15 protein-coding genes are annotated in these 15,933 nt (G+C 65.9%); 4 read left to right on the plus strand and 11 right to left on the minus strand.

Annotated elements, in window-relative coordinates; translation table 11 throughout:
* Window positions 1-95: 95 nt before the first annotated feature.
* Complete coding sequence (locus ACSFCA_RS24090; RefSeq protein ID WP_019656794.1) at window positions 96-605, plus strand: histone H1-like DNA-binding protein; 510 nt, start codon at window positions 96-98, stop codon at window positions 603-605.
* A 93-nt stretch (window positions 606-698) separates the two neighbouring features.
* Here ACSFCA_RS24090 and ACSFCA_RS24095 read toward each other — a convergent pair whose 3' ends face one another.
* The 7 genes from ACSFCA_RS24095 to ACSFCA_RS24125 all read right to left on the minus strand — a co-directional run bounded on the left by ACSFCA_RS24095 (window position 699) and on the right by ACSFCA_RS24125 (window position 7,040).
* Window positions 699-1,601 (minus strand): carbohydrate kinase family protein, encoded by a 903-nt coding sequence (locus ACSFCA_RS24095; RefSeq protein ID WP_258351202.1) that lies wholly within the window; start codon window positions 1,599-1,601, stop codon window positions 699-701.
* Between the two features lie 63 nt (window positions 1,602-1,664).
* The gene (locus ACSFCA_RS24100) at window positions 1,665-3,017 is read right to left on the minus strand and encodes a zinc-ribbon and DUF3426 domain-containing protein (RefSeq protein ID WP_435461034.1); all 1,353 of its coding nucleotides are present in this window, start codon (window positions 3,015-3,017) and stop codon (window positions 1,665-1,667) included.
* 52 nt (window positions 3,018-3,069) lie between these two features.
* Window positions 3,070-3,960: a 50S ribosomal protein L11 methyltransferase gene (gene prmA, locus ACSFCA_RS24105; RefSeq protein ID WP_435461035.1), complete on the minus strand. Its 891-nt coding sequence runs from the start codon at window positions 3,958-3,960 to the stop codon at window positions 3,070-3,072.
* A 14-nt stretch (window positions 3,961-3,974) separates the two neighbouring features.
* Window positions 3,975-5,324 (minus strand): acetyl-CoA carboxylase biotin carboxylase subunit, encoded by a 1,350-nt coding sequence (gene accC / locus ACSFCA_RS24110; RefSeq protein ID WP_081270245.1) that lies wholly within the window; start codon window positions 5,322-5,324, stop codon window positions 3,975-3,977.
* Between the two features lie 2 nt (window positions 5,325-5,326).
* Window positions 5,327-5,791 (minus strand): acetyl-CoA carboxylase biotin carboxyl carrier protein, encoded by a 465-nt coding sequence (gene accB, locus ACSFCA_RS24115; protein WP_258351205.1) that lies wholly within the window; start codon window positions 5,789-5,791, stop codon window positions 5,327-5,329.
* A 100-nt stretch (window positions 5,792-5,891) separates the two neighbouring features.
* The gene (locus tag ACSFCA_RS24120) at window positions 5,892-6,443 is read right to left on the minus strand and encodes a TlpA family protein disulfide reductase (RefSeq protein ID WP_258351206.1); all 552 of its coding nucleotides are present in this window, start codon (window positions 6,441-6,443) and stop codon (window positions 5,892-5,894) included.
* Window positions 6,444-7,040 carry a hypothetical protein gene (locus ACSFCA_RS24125; protein ID WP_258351207.1) on the minus strand — a complete coding sequence of 199 codons (597 nt, stop codon included), beginning with the start codon at window positions 7,038-7,040 and terminating at the stop codon, window positions 6,444-6,446.
* A gap of 111 nt (window positions 7,041-7,151) precedes the next feature.
* On the opposite strand from ACSFCA_RS24125, the gene mpl reads away from it, so the two are divergent.
* Together mpl and ACSFCA_RS24135 are read left to right on the plus strand one after the other, a co-directional pair.
* Window positions 7,152-8,555 (plus strand): UDP-N-acetylmuramate:L-alanyl-gamma-D-glutamyl-meso-diaminopimelate ligase, encoded by a 1,404-nt coding sequence (gene mpl, locus ACSFCA_RS24130; RefSeq protein ID WP_435461036.1) that lies wholly within the window; start codon window positions 7,152-7,154, stop codon window positions 8,553-8,555.
* Complete coding sequence (locus ACSFCA_RS24135; protein ID WP_435461037.1) at window positions 8,552-9,070, plus strand: cupin domain-containing protein; 519 nt, start codon at window positions 8,552-8,554, stop codon at window positions 9,068-9,070. The genes mpl and ACSFCA_RS24135 overlap by 4 nt, the downstream gene beginning before the upstream one ends.
* An 8-nt stretch (window positions 9,071-9,078) precedes the next feature.
* Here the strand turns inward: ACSFCA_RS24135 and ACSFCA_RS24140 are convergent, their stop codons facing one another.
* The 4 genes from ACSFCA_RS24140 to rodA all read right to left on the minus strand — a co-directional run bounded on the left by ACSFCA_RS24140 (window position 9,079) and on the right by rodA (window position 13,688).
* Window positions 9,079-10,197, minus strand: a complete 1,119-nt coding sequence (locus ACSFCA_RS24140; RefSeq protein WP_435461038.1) for a 3-deoxy-7-phosphoheptulonate synthase — start codon at window positions 10,195-10,197, stop codon at window positions 9,079-9,081.
* Between the two features lie 235 nt (window positions 10,198-10,432).
* Window positions 10,433-10,972, minus strand: coding sequence for a hypothetical protein (locus tag ACSFCA_RS24145; protein WP_435461039.1), 540 nt, complete (start codon window positions 10,970-10,972; stop codon window positions 10,433-10,435).
* A gap of 42 nt (window positions 10,973-11,014) precedes the next feature.
* Window positions 11,015-12,475: a metalloprotease TldD gene (gene tldD / locus ACSFCA_RS24150; RefSeq protein ID WP_093056227.1), complete on the minus strand. Its 1,461-nt coding sequence runs from the start codon at window positions 12,473-12,475 to the stop codon at window positions 11,015-11,017.
* Window positions 12,476-12,533: 58 nt separating this feature from the next.
* On the minus strand, window positions 12,534-13,688 hold the full coding sequence (rodA, locus tag ACSFCA_RS24155; RefSeq protein WP_258351212.1) for a rod shape-determining protein RodA: 1,155 nt from the start codon (window positions 13,686-13,688) through the stop codon (window positions 12,534-12,536).
* Between the two features lie 129 nt (window positions 13,689-13,817).
* Here rodA and ACSFCA_RS24160 point away from each other — a divergent pair, with 129 nt between their 5' ends.
* Window positions 13,818-15,899: a carboxypeptidase regulatory-like domain-containing protein gene (locus tag ACSFCA_RS24160; protein WP_435461040.1), complete on the plus strand. Its 2,082-nt coding sequence runs from the start codon at window positions 13,818-13,820 to the stop codon at window positions 15,897-15,899.
* Window positions 15,900-15,933 lie beyond the last annotated feature (34 nt).

Raw genomic sequence — 15,933 nt, forward strand, 5'->3', positions numbered from 1 at the left:
TCAGATCTCAACGCCATGAATCGCTTCACGCTACCCAACGTGCGTGGAGTGCTTCAATAGGTTGATTTTTTCAACTTGATCAAGGAGAAATAGAAATGGCAACTGCAAAGAAAGCGCCGGCTAAGAAAGCCGCTGCAAAGAAGGCTCCGGCAAAGAAGGCTGTGGCCGCTAAGAAGGCTCCGGCAAAGAAGGTAGCCGCCAAGAAGGCACCGGCCAAGAAGGTCGCTGCCAAGAAGGCTCCTGCGAAGAAGGTAGCCGCCAAGAAGGCAGCACCGGCCAAGAAGGCCGCTGCCAAGAAGGCTCCGGCGAAGAAGGCCGTAGCCAAGAAGGCGCCTGCGAAGAAGGCTGCTGCCAAGAAGGCGCCTGCAAAGAAGGCCGCCGCCAAGAAGGCGCCTGCGAAGAAGGCTGCTGCCAAGAAGGCGCCTGCGAAAAAGGCTGCGGCCAAGAAAGCCGCGAAAAAGCCTGCTGCCAAAAAGCCTGCTGCGAAGAAGGCTCCCAAGGCTGCTGCGCCCGCCAAGGCTGCAGCCGTAGCGCCTGCCCCTGCGGCGCAAACGACGCTGAATCCCCAGGCAGCTTGGCCGTTCCCCACGGCCAGCAAGCCCTGAGCTTCTCAGCGGCCTTGAAGGCGCAAAGCCCGGCACCTCGCGGTGTCGGGCTTTTTTATTGGCGCTTCTTCAGGAAGAAGATCGAGGACCGAATCAGAGGCCCAGGGCCTTGCGGTCGATCTCGTAGTTCTGCGGGCCACGCTGCGCGATCTTGATCGCGCCGACCTTGTTGCCCAGCGCTGCGCACTGCGCCAGCGGCCAGCCCTTTTCCAGGCCGAACAGCAGCGCACCACGCCACGCGTCGCCGCAGCCCGTGGGCTCGACCACTTCGGTGGCCACCACGCCTGGCACGTGCTCGCGCTCGCCGTCAGTCCAGATCTCGCAGCCCTCGGACGCCAGCGTGACCACCAGGCCGCGCACGCGCTTCGAGATCTCCGCCAGGCTCCAGCCGGTGCGCTGCGACAGCATCTTGCCTTCGTAGTCGTTCACAACCACCCAGCTCGCGAGATCAACGAAATGGCGCAGCGCCTCGCCGTCGAACATCGGCAAACCCTGGCCCGGATCGAACACGAACGGAATGCCTGCGGCGGCGAATTGCTCGGCGTGCTGCAGCATCGCGTCACGGCCATCGGGCGCGATGATGCCGAGCTTGATGTCGTCGCGCGCGGCCACCTTCGTGATGTGCGCCTGCTGCATCGCGCCAGGGTGGAAGGCGGTGATCTGGTTGTTGTCGACGTCGCTCATGATCATCGCCTGCGCGGTGAAGGTGTCGTCGAGCTGGCGCACGAACTCGGTGTCGATACCAAGCGAGCGCATGCGCTCGAGGTACGAAGCGCCGTCGTTGCCGAGCGTGGCCATCGGTAGCGCAGTGCCGCCCAGTGCGTTGAGGCTGTAGGCGATGTTGCCGGCACAGCCGCCGAAGTCACGCCGTAGCGTCGGCACCAGGAACGACACATTGAGGATGTGCAGCTGGTCCGGAAGAATCTGGTCGGCGAACCGGCCCTCGAAAGTCATGATGGTGTCGAACGCGAGGGACCCGCAAATCACTGCTGCCATGGTTGAGCCGTTGGTTGAATGGTGGATGGAAAAGAAAAGGACGCGTGCAGGCAGGCGCCCCGCTCAGGGATAGAAAGCTTCGACGCGGTAGCCTGCGATCGGCGGTAGCGCTGCGGCTTCCGAAGCGGACAAGGTCAGTGGCAGCGAGGCCGCGCGGTCGGCTCGGGCCTGCAGCACCGTCGGTGCACCGTAGTCCGCCGGCAACAGCACGCGGCGCACCACGGCGCGCTCCTGCGTGTCGAGCAGCGAGAGTTCGACGGCGGGCATTGCGAGCGGCACGGTGGCGCCATTGCGCAGGGTGAAGCTCAGGCGGTAGTCGTTGCCGCCGCTCTTCTCGCGCGCGAAGGCCGCGCCTTCGATCACGATGTCGCCGATCTGGCGCAGGGCCGCGAGTTCGCAGCCCGTGTATTGGCACAGTGCCGCCAAGGCGGGCCGCAGATTGGGCTGGCGCGCGGCAATGCCGTCGCGCTCGTGGCGGATGACCTGCAGGATGAGCAGCAGCACAGCAATCACCGCCAGCAGGACCAGCACGATGCGCACGCCCTTGCGCTGCCAGAAGCCGGTCGCCTTCTCGAAGGACTCGTCGTCGTCCGCGAAGGGATGCCCTATTGGCAGTTCGAAATCCGGGGAGAGCGCAAGGTCGGACTCGCTTTCGGCCTGTACCACCACAGGCGAAGCCTTCGCGGCCGCGCGCTCTTCACGTGCCTTGGCGCTCGCGATCTTGGCCGACTTGATGCGGGCGCGGCGCAGCGCCTTCTGCATCTGCACCTGATCGTGGTCTTTCTCTTCCTGCTCGCGCTCCCCTTCTGCGCCGTCGTCGCTCGCGCGCTCGATCATCAGCCCACGCGTTGCCTTGATGCGCGGGGCGACGGGCAGTGGCGGCGCCGGGGGTGGTGGCGCGGGCGGCGGCGACGCGAGGTTCAGGTCGATGTTCGGGAACGGCGGCAGCGTGCTCGGTGGCGGCTTCCACGCGGGTTCGCTGACGTCGAGGTCGGACCATGGCTCGTCGGCAACGATGCCGTGTTCGGGCAATGACAGCGAGAACTCAAGCGCTGCTGGAGGCGGTGGTGGCGGCGCCGGTGTCGTTGCAGGCGCCTCCGGGGGCAGCGCATGCCGAGGCTGCTGCTCGGGCTCATCGTCGAAGAAGTCCGCATCCTCGGCCGGCGAAGAAGACTCCAACTCGGGCGCGCCCTTGGGCTCCGAGGCGGACTCGACCAGCCCCGGCATATAGCCAGCACCCTGCACCGGCGGCGCCGCATTCGCCGCCGCACCATCGGGTGCCTCGTGCAGATCGAGCGTGGCGTCGAACACGTGGCTGCACCGGCCGCAACGCACCCAGCCATCAGAGATGCGAAGCTGGTCGCGCACCACCTTGAAGGTGGTGGTGCAGGCGGGGCAGCGCGTGACGAGACTCATGACCGGGCGATTGTAGGGTCGAGCCCTCGCCACGGGAGGGGCGCAAGGCGGCTCAGCAGCGCGCGGTCATGAGGATCCAGCCGTCCTCGGTGTCGCTGACTTCGAGCGTTGCGTACGGCGCGTAGGCCTCTTTCAATTCATCGGCCTGGCGCTCGAGGATGCCGGCCATCACCAGCGATCCGCCCGCCTTCACATGGCTGCGCAGCAACGGCGCGAGCACCTTGAGCGGCGTGGCCAGGATGTTGGCGAGAACGGTGTCGTAGAGGCCCTTCGCCGCTTCGGGCAGGCCCGCGTTCAGCCGGACGCCGTTGGCCTCGGCATTGAGCCGGGTCGACGAAACCGCGGCTTCGTCGATGTCGACGGCGTCGATGTCGGTGGCGCCGAACTTCGCCGCACCGATCGCAAGAATGCCGGAGCCGCAGCCGTAGTCGAGCACGCGCTGGTTAGCCAGCACACCGTCGCCCCGCGTCGCGATCCACCGCAGGCACATGCGCGTGGTGGGATGCGTGCCAGTGCCGAAGGCCAGACCCGGATCGAGCCGGATCACCTGCTTTGCCTGCTCGGGTGGCTCATGCCACGTCGGCACGATCCAGAACTCGGGCGTGATCTCGACGGGCGCAAACTGCGATTGCGTCAGGCGCACCCAGTCCTGCTCGGGCACCGGCGCAATGCCGAGCACCTCGCAGCCTTCGAAGAAATCCTGCAGCGCGAGCACCGACGCGGCCTCTTTGGCGAGCGCCTCGCCGGGGAACAGCGCGATCACGCGCGAACGCTGCCAGCCTTCCTTCGGCGGCGGCATGCCCGGCTCGCCGAACAGCGCCTGCTCGGCGTCGGTCTGCGCGTCGGCGTCTTCCACCGACACGCTCAATGCATCGAGTGCATCGAGCGCTTCACCGAGCGTTTCGACCCGGTCTTCCGGCGCCATCAGGCGGAGTTCGAACATCGCAGCGTTCCGGGTCAGCGCTTGTGCGCCGCCAGCCACTCTTCGAGGTAGTGGATGTTGGTGCCGCCGGTCATGAACTTGGAATCGACCATCAGCTCGCGGTGCAGCGGGATGTTGGTCTGGATGCCTTCGATCACGGTTTCGTTGAGCGCCGTGCGCATGCGGGCCATGGCCTGCTCGCGCGTGTCGCCGTAGACGATGATCTTGCCGATCATGGAGTCGTAGTTCGGCGGCACGAAGTAGTTGGTGTACGCGTGCGAGTCGACGCGAACGCCCGGACCACCCGGCGGGTGCCACATCGTGATGCGGCCCGGCGACGGCGTGAACTTCCACGCGTCTTCGGCATTGATGCGGCACTCGATGGCGTGGCCGTGCATCTGGATCTGGCGCTGCGTGAACGGCAGCTTTTCGCCGGCGGCCACCATGATCTGCGTCTTGACGATGTCGATGCCGGTGGTGAACTCGGTCACCGGGTGCTCCACCTGCACGCGCGTGTTCATTTCAATGAAATAGAACTCGCCGTTCTCGTAGAGAAACTCGAAGGTGCCGGCACCGCGGTAGTTGATCTTCTTGCAGGCGGCCGCACAGCGCTCGCCGATCTTCTCGATCAGCTTGCGCGGAATGCCCGGCGCGGGCGATTCCTCGATCACCTTCTGGTGGCGGCGCTGCATGGAGCAGTCGCGCTCGCCCAGGTAGACCGCGTTCTTGTGCTTGTCCGCGAGGATCTGGATTTCGATGTGGCGCGGGTTCTGGAGAAACTTCTCCATGTACACGGCCGGATTGTTGAAGGCCGCGCCGGCTTCCGCCTTGGTCATCTGGATCGCGTTGACCAGAGCCGCCTCGGTGTGCACCACGCGCATGCCGCGACCACCGCCGCCGCCCGCCGCCTTGATGATGACCGGGTAGCCGATGGCACGCGCAATGCGCTTGTTGGTGGCGGCGTCGTCCGAGAGCTCACCCTCGGAGCCGGGCACGCAAGGCACGCCGGCCTTGATCATGGCCTGCTTGGCCGACACCTTGTCGCCCATCGTGCGGATGTTGTCGGGCGTCGGGCCGATGAACTGGAAACCGCTCTGCTCCACGCGTTCGGCAAAGTTCGCGTTCTCGCTCAGGAAGCCGTAGCCGGGGTGAATCGCTTCGGCATCGGTCACTTCGGCCGCCGAAATGATCGCCGGCATGTTGAGATAGCTCTGCGCCGAGGGGGCCGGGCCGATGCATACGGCTTCTTCGGCCAGCTTGATGTACTTCGCGTCGCGGTCGGCTTCGGAATACACCATCACGGCCTTGATGCCGAGCTCGCTGCAGGCACGCTGAATCCGGAGGGCAATCTCCCCCCGGTTTGCAACCAGGATCTTCTTGAACATGGTCACTCGATGATGAACAGCGGCTGTCCGTATTCGACCGCCTGGCCGTTTTCGCCGAGGATCTGGGTGATCGTGCCGGACTTGTCGGCCTCGATTTCGTTGAGGATCTTCATCGCTTCGATGATGCAGATGGTGTCGCCTTCGTTGACTTTGCTGCCAACCTCGACGAACGCAGCAGCGCCCGGGCTGGACGAACGGTAGAAGGTGCCGACCATTGGCGACTTCACGGCATGGCCGGCCGGAGCGGCTTCGGCCGCCGGTGCGCTGGCCACGGGTGCCGCGGGAGCACCGGCTGCGGCCGGTGCGGCAGCCGCCTGAGGCGCCGCCAGGGTTTGCACATACTGCACCGGAGCGGCGCCGCCGCCCTTCACGATGCGAACCTTGCCTTCGGTTTCGGTGATTTCCAGCTCGGAAATATTCGATTCGGACACCAGATCGATCAGTGTCTTCAGTTTGCGCAGATCCATGGGACTCCAGTGCCGGCTGAGCCGGTCTTCAGGACATAACTTGTTCGAAAATCGGTGATTTTCGGCGTTCGGCGTCTAACGCCAGCGTAAGGAACTGATTCTAACCATGAACCAGTTCGCGTCGCCAAGTGTCCAGGTCGGTGGTCTCGAGCTTGCCCATTTTACGGGCGGCCACGGAGCCGTTCGCATTCAGGACCAGCGTGAAGGGCAACCCGCCACCCGTATTGCCCAGATTCTTCACCAGCTCCGTGCCCTGAAGGCCGGCCAGGCCGGTTGGGTAGGTGACGGGCGTGCGCTGCAAGAACTTGCGCACAGCGCTCGGCTGATCGATGGCCAATCCGACCACTTGCCAGCCGTTGACACCATTTGCACGGAAGAAAGCGTCGATCATCGGCATTTCTTCAACACAGGGCGGGCACCACGTCGCCCAGAAGTTGAGCAGCAGCGGCTTGCCGCGCAGGCTCGACAGGACGAGGTCACCGCCCTCTGGGCGCTCGAAGCTCTGGGCCCAGAAGGCCGCGTCGAGCATCTCCCCGCCCGCTGCGCCACTGCTGCTGCGCTCCTTCCACCATGCGCCGCCGAGCCCGGCGGCCGCAGCCGCTGCCGCCACGCCGGCATAGAGCATGCCGCGTCGGGTGGGCGAAGAAGTCATTCACTTGTCCTTTTCTCGTTCAATCAGTCGGCGCAATGCGGGCAGATCGCCACGTGGCACGCGCCCCTGGGCGTCGGGCTTCAAGGCCCCGCGCAGGTCGTCGAGGTCGTAGACCAGCAGATGCACGCCGATTTCCTCGCCGAGCGCGCGGCTCGGGGCGTGCACGCTCAGCGCCTCGACCTGCTCGCCGTGAAAGCCGGTCACCATGCGCGGCTCGTAGTCCACGTGGTGATCGATCAGGGCGATTTCGGCCGATTTGGAATCATCGCAAAACAACTGAATATAAATGTCTGACAACCGGGTGGCCGTTCCATGCCACACGGCGCCGCCTACATGGGGTCGGAAGACGGCCATGCGCTCCATCCATTCGAGCGCAAGCAGTCGCAATGCATGCAATTCCTGCGGCTGGGTGTCGGCACAGAAAAGCTCGATGTACTCGCGCACCTCGGCCTCGACCTCGTCGTTGTTCGGCAGCGCGGTGCGCGCCGAAAGGCCCAGGTCACGCAGGGCCCGGCGCTTGGCCGGACCATATTCCAGTCCCTCCTCGACGACGAGGCGGGCTGCAGCGGCGGCAATTTCACGCTTGGACGTGTCCATCGGGGCATTTTGCCCGCAGTACGCGCCCCACACACCAACATCAGTACGAAGCGCAGGACAAACACGTGGCCCGGGCAAGGGGGCGGCACATCGCTTCCCTAGAATCGACCGATGCACATTCATATTCTGGGTATCTGCGGCACGTTCATGGGTGGCGTGGCCGCCCTGGCGCGCGAGGCAGGCCACCGGGTCACGGGCTGCGACGCCGGCGTGTACCCCCCGATGAGCGACCAGCTGCGCGCCCTCGGCATCGACCTGATCGAGGGCTTCGGCGCCGACCAGCTCTCCCTGGCGCCCGACATGTTCGTGGTCGGCAACGTGGTGTCCCGCGCGCGGCTGCCCGACGGAAGCCCCAAGTTCCCTCTGATGGAAGCCATCCTCGACGCAGGCAAACCCTACACCAGCGGCCCGCAATGGCTGGCCGAGCATGTGCTGCTGGGCCGCCATGTGCTGGCCGTGGCCGGCACGCACGGCAAGACGACGACCACCTCGATGCTGGCCTGGGTGCTGGAAAAGGGCGGCAAGGCGCCCGGCTTCCTGGTGGGCGGCGTGCCGCTGGACTTCGGTGTCTCGGCCCGGCTGGGCGACGGCCCGGCCTTCGTGATCGAGGCCGACGAGTACGACACGGCCTTCTTCGACAAGCGCAGCAAGTTCGTGCACTACCGGCCGCGCACCGCCGTGCTGAACAACCTCGAGTTCGATCACGCGGACATCTTCGATGATCTTGCAGCCATCGAGCGCCAGTTTCATCACCTCGTTCGCACCGTGCCAGGCACTGGCCGGCTGGTAGTGAATGCCACTGAAGAAAGCCTGCAGCGCGTGCTGGGCCAGGGCTGCTGGAGCGAGCTCGCGCGCTTCGGCACAGGTGGTGAATGGCAGGCGCGCGGCGCGCACGACGCCTTCGACGTGCTGCAGCGGGGCGAAGTGGTGGGCCGAGTCGAATGGGAACTCTCAGGCCTGCACAACCAGATGAACGCGCTGGCCGCCATCGCCGCGGCCGAACATGTGGGCGTAGCGCCGGCCGAGGCAGCCCGTGCGCTGGGCAGCTTCCGCAACGTGCGTCGGCGCATGGAGCTGCGCGGCACGGTCGAGCGCGACGGTGGTGCGATCACGGTCTACGACGACTTCGCCCACCACCCGACAGCTATCCGCACCACTCTCGACGGCCTGCGCAAGAAGCTGGATGCCGCCGGCAAGGAAAGTGAGCGCATCCTCGCAGCCTTCGAGCCGCGCAGCAACACGATGAAGCTGGGCGTCATGGCGGCGCAGTTGCCCTGGAGCCTGGAATCGGCCGACCTGTCGTTCTGCCACACGGCCGGGCTCGACTGGGATGCCGCCGCGGCGCTCGCGCCGATGGGCGACCGCGCGCAGGTGGCTGGGGCCATCGAGCCGCTGGTGAAGCAGATCGTCGCAGCGGCCCGGCCGGGCGATCACATCGTCTGCATGAGCAACGGCGGCTTCGGCGGCGTGCACGACAAACTGCTTGCGGCGCTGCACACGGCGACGGCATCATGACCGCCATGCCGCTCACACGCGCCCGCGAACTGATCGAGACCCTGAAGCTGCAGCCCCACCCCGAGGGCGGCTGGTACGGCGAGGTGTTCCGCTCAGCTTCGAGCGTCACGCCCGCCGACGGCCGCGCGCCGCGCAGCGCGCTGACCAGCATCTACTTCCTGCTCGAAGCGAACCAGCATTCGCGCTGGCACCGAGTGCTGTCCGATGAAGTCTGGGTGCATCTGGAAGGCGTGCCGCTCACGCTGTGGACCTGCGACGCCGCAATGCGCACGGCACCAGCCCATGTGCGGCTGGGCCCGGTCGATGCACACGGCACGCGTCCCCAGCACGTGGTGCCCGCCGGCCAGTGGCAGGCGGCCCGACCGATCCAGGGCCACAGCTCAGGCGACTACACGCTGGTCGCCTGCATGGTCGGGCCGGGCTTCGACTTCGCCGACTTTTCGATGGTGCCGCCCGACAGCGACGAAGCTGCGTCGATGCGGCACCACTGGCCCGATCTGGCCGGAATGCTCTAGCCCGGGCTTCAGCCCCGGCGCTGCTTGACCGCCTTCGAGAGCGTGTCGAGCACCTGCACCGAATCGTCCCACCCCAGGCAGGCGTCGGTAATGCTCTTGCCATATTCGAGGTCCGACAGCTGGTCCTTGCCCGGCGTGAACTTCTGGGCACCCGGCTGCAGGTGGCTTTCGACCATGACGCCGAACACGCGGTTCGAGCCGTCGGCGATCTGCGCGGCGATGTCCTTCGCCACGTCGATCTGCTTCTGGTGCTGCTTGGAGCTGTTGGCGTGGCTGCAATCGACCATCAGCGTGGGCGGCAGCTTGGCGGCTTCGAGGTCCTTGCAGGCAGCTTCGACGCTGGCGGCGTCGTAGTTCGGCGCCTTGCCACCGCGCAGGATCACGTGGCAATCGCGGTTGCCGTTGGTCTGCACGATCGCGACCTGGCCGTTCTTGTGCACCGAGAGAAAGTGATGGCCGCGGGCCGCCGCCTGGATGGCATCGGTGGCGATGCGGATGTTGCCGTCGGTGCCGTTCTTGAAGCCGATGGGCGCCGACAGGCCCGAGGCCAGTTCGCGATGGACCTGGCTTTCGGTGGTGCGCGCGCCAATGGCGCCCCAGGAGATCAGGTCGCCGATGTATTGCGGCGAGATCACGTCGAGGAACTCGCTGCCCGCCGGCAGGCCGAGCCGGTTGATGTCGATCAGCAGTTGGCGCGCAATGCGCAGACCTTCGTCGATGCGGAAGCTCTCGTCGAGGTACGGGTCGTTGATGAGCCCCTTCCAGCCGACCGTCGTGCGCGGCTTCTCGAAGTACACGCGCATCACGATTTCCAGCGTGCCGGCGTATTTCTCGCGTTCGATCTTGAGGCGGCGGGCGTATTCGAGCGCAGCGGCCGGGTCGTGGATCGAGCAGGGGCCCATGATCACCAGCAGCCGGTCGTCCTTGCCGGCCATGATGTTGTGGATGTTGCGGCGGGTGCCTTCGATCAGGGTTTCAACGGGCGTCCCGCGAATCGGGAAAAAGCGGATCAGATGTTCGGGAGGGGGCAGCACGTTGATGTCCTTGATGCGTTCGTCGTCGGTCTTGCTGGTTTTTTCGACGCTCGCATACCAGCTGTCGCTGGCTGGGGCAGTGTTCGTGCTCATGGTTGCTTCCTTGTCTGTCGGGTTTGAGTGGATATCGCAGGGGCAAAAAAAAACCGCCGGGGCTCAGGGCACCGGCGGTTTTGGGAGGGTGTTCGTTTGCTTTACGCGCTCGCCTCTCGTCCGCCGGAAACCGGGAACCAAAAGTAGGCAAAGAAATAAGCGCGGAGGGCGGACATGTGCGCGAAATGTAGCATGGAAAGCAAAAACCCGGTCAAGCGGCTGGGTGCGGCGTTGTTTACCGGTAGCCCGACTCGTTGGCGTTGTGGATGATCCAGATCAGGTTGCCGCTGGTGTATTCGCCCATGCCGCCACCGGCGAAGACCAACCGGCCCTGGCCTTTGTAGGTCATCTCGAAACGGTGGCGGTCGCTGCCGAAATAGAACGGAATGAAGGCCTTGCCCGTCACGTACGCCCCCTGGTCGGTCGGCGGGCCCGCAAGGTCGGTGACCTGCTTGGCGCTCATGCCGATCTGCAGGCGTGTGAACTTGCTGTTGCGCGCCGGGTTGCCGGTGATTTCGCCTTCGTAGCCGTTCAGGCCCTTGACGGTGCGGCCGCTGCCTGCTTCGACCTTCGACGAGTCGACCACGTTGCCCTGGGCATCCATGCCGGCCTTCGCGCCGCCGCGCGCCGGTGCCGCGGGGGCGGCTGCGGGTGCCGGCGCAGCCGCAGGCTGGCTGCCCCCGGAGCCGCCGCGCGACGCGCAACCCGCGCCCGCCAGCACTACAACGGCAGTCACGGCCCACAGAGCCGCGGACGAATTGATCCTGATCCTCATCGAACGCTCCTTGTTGTGAAAGGAGCGCAGCTTAACAAGCCCTCAGGCCGTGCCGCCTACGGTCAAACCATCGATGCGCAACGTCGGCTGGCCGACGCCCACGGGCACGCTCTGGCCTTCCTTGCCGCAGGTGCCGACGCCCGAGTCAAGCGCCATGTCGTTGCCGATCATGGTCACGCGGGTGAGTGCGTCGGGGCCATTGCCCACGATGGTCGCGCCCTTCACCGGGTACTGGATCTTGCCGTTCTCGACCCAATAGGCCTCGCTGGCCGAGAACACGAACTTGCCGCTCGTGATGTCGACCTGCCCGCCGCCGAAGTTGGTGGCGTACAGGCCCTTCTTGATGCTGGCGACGATTTCCTTCGGGTCCTTGTCGCCGCCGAGCATGTAGGTGTTGGTCATGCGCGGCATCGGCACGTGTGCGTAGCTTTCGCGGCGGCCGTTGCCTGTGGGCTTGACCTTCATGAGGCGCGCATTGAGCGCGTCCTGGATGTAGCCCTTGAGGATGCCGTCCTCGATCAGCACGTTGCGCTGGCTGGCGTTGCCCTCGTCGTCGACGTTGAGCGAGCCGCGGCGGTCGGCGATCGTGCCGTCGTCGAGTACCGTGACGCCCTTGGCCGCCACGCGCTGGCCGATGCGGCCCGAGAACGCGCTCGAGCCCTTGCGGTTGAAGTCGCCCTCCAGGCCGTGGCCGATGGCTTCGTGCAGCAGGATGCCGGGCCAGCCGGAGCCGAGCACCACGGTCATTTCGCCGGCCGGTGCCGGACGTGCGTCGAGGTTGGTCAGGGCGGCCTTCACGGCATGGTCGACGTACTCGGCGATCTGCTCGTCGGTGAAATAGGCCAGGCCGAAACGCCCGCCACCGCCGCCAGAGCCAATTTCGCGGCGGCCATTCTGCTCGGCGATCACGGTGACCGACAGGCGCACCAGCGGGCGCACGTCGGCGGCCAGCGTGCCGTCGGCACGTGCCACGAGCACCACGTCGTACTCGCTTGCAAGGCCCGCCATGACCTGCGCCACGCGCGGATCGCGCGAGCGGGCCAGCTTTTCGACCTTTTCGAGCAGCTTCACCTTGGTGGTGCTGTCGAGCGTGGAAATGGGGTCGATGCCGTCGTAGAGCGAGCGGCTCGATGCGATCTTGCGGGCCGGCGTCTTCACACGGCCCGTGCGGCCCGCGGAAGAAATGGAGCGCACCGTGCGCGCCGCGTCGAGCAGCGAGGCCTCGGAAATGTCGTCCGAATAGGCAAAAGCGGTCTTCTCACCGCTGACCGCACGCACGCCAACGCCCTGGTCGATGCTGAAGCTGCCGGTCTTGACGATGCCCTCTTCGAGGCTCCAGCCCTCGCTGCGCGTGTACTGGAAGTACAGGTCGGCGTCGTCCACCCGGTGCGCGGTGATCTCGGCCAAGGCCTTGCTCAGGTGCGATTCGTCGAGGCCGAACGGCGTGAGAAGAAGCTGTTGCGCCGTGGCGAGGCGCTCGATGGTGGGTTCGCGAGAGATCATCGTGACATTCTAGGCAGCCACCCTCTTCCGCGTTGCCCCAAAGGGCACTCGGGCGCTACTAGTTCTGCGCCAGCTTCCTTGCCCGGGCGATCGACATCAGGATACCCAGCCCCAGCCCCAGCGTCACCATGGCCGTACCGCCATAGCTGATGAACGGCAGCGGCACCCCCACCACCGGCAGGATGCCGCTCACCATGCCCATGTTCACGAAGGCGTAGGTGAAGAAGATCATCGTCACCGCCCCTGCCAGCAGGCGCGAGAACAGGGTCGCCGCATTGGTCGCGATCACCAGCCCCCGGAAGATCAGCAGGATGAAGGCCGAAATCAGCGCCAGGTTGCCCATCAGCCCGAATTCCTCGGAATAGGCGGCAAAGATGAAGTCGGTGGTTCGCTCGGGAATGAATTCGAGGTGCGTCTGCGTACCCTGCATGAAGCCCTTTCCGCCCACCCCGCCCGAACCGATGGCGATCATCCCCTGGATGATGTGGAAGCCCTTGCCCAGCGGGTCCTTGCTCGGGTCGAGCAGCGTGCACACGCGCTGCTTCTGGTAGTCGTGCAGCACGCGCCAGTCGACCCCGTCGGCGCACAGCTTCGACTCGAAGCCCACGATCAGCGTCACGGCCACCGCGCCGATCAGCACCGGCGGCACGATCAGCTTCCACGGCAGCCCGGCAAAGAAGATCACCGCCAGTCCGGCGGCCAGCACCAGCAGCGAGGTTCCCAGGTCGGGCTGCTTCATGATGAGCCCGACCGGCACCGCCAGCAGCACCGTAGCTACCACGAAGTCGAGCGGCCGCAACTGGCCTTCGCGCCGCTGGAACCACCAGGCCAGCATCAGCGGCATCGCGATCTTCAGGATTTCGCTGGGCTGGATCACCACGCCCACGTTGATCCAGCGCTGGGCGCCCTTCTTGGTGATGCCGAACAGCGCCACCGCCACCAGCAGCGCCACGCCCATCGTGTAGAGCGGCACGGCGGCCAGCATCAGCCGCTGCGGCGGCACCTGCGCCACCACGAACATGATGAAGCCGGCCAGCAGCATGTTGCGGCCATGGTCGACGAAGCGCGAGCCATGGTCATAGCCGGAGGAATACATGGTCAGCAGCCCGGCGAACGCGAGCAGCAGCACGGCGAAGGCCAGAAAGCCGTCGAAGCCCTGGAAGATGGGCGCAATGCGACGCGCCAGGGAGGGCTGATTGAACACGGCAGACATGGGGGCGGATTATCCGGCTTATACGAATCCCCGGCGCGTGTCCCCCCGTGGAAATCCCCATCCCCGACTGTCATGGGTCGTTCGCCTCTTGCTCTTACATTCGGGGATTCATAAAAAAGGGAGGATCGGATGGCGTCTCAACGTCTGCGCTTGTCGCTCGTGGCAGGTCTTTGCATTTCGGTCGTCGCATGCGGCGGCGGTGGCGGCGGAGGGAGCTCAGGGCTGCCCTTCGGACTGGCCGGCTCGGGTAACTCGTCCACCCCGAATTCCTCTGCTTCGACCTCGCCCACCCTGAGCGGCACGGCCGCCACCGGCGCGGCCTTCGGTGGCGCCACCGTCACGGTCCAGGATCAAAGCGGCGCGACGGTCTGCACCACCCAGACCGACGGGCAAGGCACCTACCACTGCGCGCTGTCCGCAGCTACCAAGGCGCCCCTCGTAATCACCGCGGTGCGCGACGACCAGTCGCTCTACAGCACCGTTGCCAGCAACGGCGGCACCGCCAACATCACGCCGCTGACCACCGTCATCGTCTCTCGGCTCTCGCCGGATGGTCGCCCCGCCAATCTGGCGGCGGCCATACAGGCCAACGCCGGCACCGTGACCGACGCGCGCCTGCAACAGCAGACAGCCGCGCTCGTTGCAGCGCTCCAGCCGGTGCTGGACGCCCTCGGGCAGGCCACCTTCGATCCGATCACCGGCCAATTCAGCGCCGACGGCACCGGGCACGACAAGGTACTCGACGCGCTGCTGGTCAGCGTGCGCCCCGACAGCGGCGCTGCCAACATCGAGATCACGGTGAAGGGCCTTCCGTCGGGCGACGACGCTGTACCAGCCTCCATCATCTTCCGTAGCAGCGATGCCTCCGTTCCGGCTCTGCCAACGGGCATTACGCCAGACCAACTGGCCGGCCTTCCCGCGCCGGCCTTGCTGGCCAATCTGCTCGACCGCCTGAACGCGTGCTACCGACTGCCGCTGTCGCAGCGCGTCTCCGCGCCGAACGACACAACGGCAGTGACCGGCGGGCCGGTTGATGTGATCGCGCCCGCCTGCCGCGAGCTCTTCGTTGGAAACGACCCTGCCGGCTACCTCCACAGCGGCTTCGGCGTGGGCCGCGACGCCGACAACCAGGGCAGCTTCACCAGCCTCTTCCGTCCCGAAAACACGGGCCGCACCTGGGACCGCGCCAACTTCGAGTTCTTCCGTCCGAACGGCGACCTGACACTCAGCTACCGCGCAACCGACGTGGGAGACAACGTCACCTTCGGCACCGTCACCGTGCGCAAGGTGGGCAGCACGCTCAAGCTCGCTGGGGACGGCCATGTCTACGCCTCCAACGTGCGCCCGGTGTTCGCCTACCGCGACATGATCAACTCCCCCGCGTTCAACTCGTACACCACGGGTTACGGCATCCCGATCCGGAATCGGCAGGAAGGCGGCGCGGCAGTCTTCAGCAAGGTCATCGTGACTTCGCCGCTGAACAAGGTCCTGACCTTCATCCCGCAACCCGGCCTGTCGTTCCTCGTGGTGACCAGGCCCGACGGCACGCCGGAGCTCAACAACGGCATCAATCTGCGCGGCATCTACGAGAACCCGTCGACGCCCGGCAGCCTGGCGAGCCGTGAGCCCGGCATCGGGTTGCTCGACCCCCAGTACACCGACACGCAGATCAGCCAGTTGCAGGACCAGAGCGTGTGGAAATTCGAGTTCGTGCACGCGAAGCCGGGCGTACCCAACGTGATCCAGTACGAACGCACCCTCTCTCGCGCAGCAACGATCGGCGAGATCCGCCAGCAGCCGCTGTTCGACCTGGCGCCCGCCATGCGCACCCAGCTGGTCTCCCGCACCAATGCCGACGCTGGCTTGGTCTACCCCACGAACAGTGCGGGCCAGCCGAACATCCTGGACATCAGCGTCACTGGCAACCAGGATGCGTGGGTCGTGCCGAGCGGCGCGCTGGCTCCCGCCGTGCTGACGGCCTACGGCTTCGCCAAGTCGGGCACCCGCTTCAACGACAACATCGCGCTGCCCTCCACGGCGCGCAAGGCGGTGATCGACTGCTCCGCCGAGACGGCCGGCGACACGCATTGCGACAGCGCTGCTGGCAAGCAGTACGCCGAAGGCACGCGGGTGCATTACCTGGCGTTCGAGGCCTACAACGCGCGCAGCCTCGGCATCACGCGCTACGTGCTGTTCTACAAGCAGTTCTGAATGAACATCTGAGGGCCTCGCACCGGGGCACCGG

Source organism: Variovorax multivorans (assembly GCF_051216835.1).
Taxonomy (GTDB): domain Bacteria; phylum Pseudomonadota; class Gammaproteobacteria; order Burkholderiales; family Burkholderiaceae_C; genus Variovorax.

Bases quoted from the DNA above. Each gene is read 5' to 3' on its own strand.
- ACSFCA_RS24090 (WP_019656794.1), top strand. From the start codon at position 96: ATGGCAACTGCAAAGAAAGCGCCGGCTAAGAAAGCCGCTGCAAAGAAG.
- ACSFCA_RS24095 (WP_258351202.1), bottom strand. From the start codon at position 1,601: ATGGCAGCAGTGATTTGCGGGTCCCTCGCGTTCGACACCATCATGACT.
- ACSFCA_RS24100 (WP_435461034.1), bottom strand. From the start codon at position 3,017: ATGAGTCTCGTCACGCGCTGCCCCGCCTGCACCACCACCTTCAAGGTG.
- prmA (WP_435461035.1), bottom strand. From the start codon at position 3,960: ATGTTCGAACTCCGCCTGATGGCGCCGGAAGACCGGGTCGAAACGCTC.
- accC (WP_081270245.1), bottom strand. From the start codon at position 5,324: ATGTTCAAGAAGATCCTGGTTGCAAACCGGGGGGAGATTGCCCTCCGG.
- accB (WP_258351205.1), bottom strand. From the start codon at position 5,791: ATGGATCTGCGCAAACTGAAGACACTGATCGATCTGGTGTCCGAATCG.
- ACSFCA_RS24120 (WP_258351206.1), bottom strand. From the start codon at position 6,443: ATGACTTCTTCGCCCACCCGACGCGGCATGCTCTATGCCGGCGTGGCG.
- ACSFCA_RS24125 (WP_258351207.1), bottom strand. From the start codon at position 7,040: ATGGACACGTCCAAGCGTGAAATTGCCGCCGCTGCAGCCCGCCTCGTC.
- mpl (WP_435461036.1), top strand. From the start codon at position 7,152: ATGCACATTCATATTCTGGGTATCTGCGGCACGTTCATGGGTGGCGTG.
- ACSFCA_RS24135 (WP_435461037.1), top strand. From the start codon at position 8,552: ATGACCGCCATGCCGCTCACACGCGCCCGCGAACTGATCGAGACCCTG.
- ACSFCA_RS24140 (WP_435461038.1), bottom strand. From the start codon at position 10,197: ATGAGCACGAACACTGCCCCAGCCAGCGACAGCTGGTATGCGAGCGTC.
- ACSFCA_RS24145 (WP_435461039.1), bottom strand. From the start codon at position 10,972: ATGAGGATCAGGATCAATTCGTCCGCGGCTCTGTGGGCCGTGACTGCC.
- tldD (WP_093056227.1), bottom strand. From the start codon at position 12,475: ATGATCTCTCGCGAACCCACCATCGAGCGCCTCGCCACGGCGCAACAG.
- rodA (WP_258351212.1), bottom strand. From the start codon at position 13,688: ATGTCTGCCGTGTTCAATCAGCCCTCCCTGGCGCGTCGCATTGCGCCC.
- ACSFCA_RS24160 (WP_435461040.1), top strand. From the start codon at position 13,818: ATGGCGTCTCAACGTCTGCGCTTGTCGCTCGTGGCAGGTCTTTGCATT.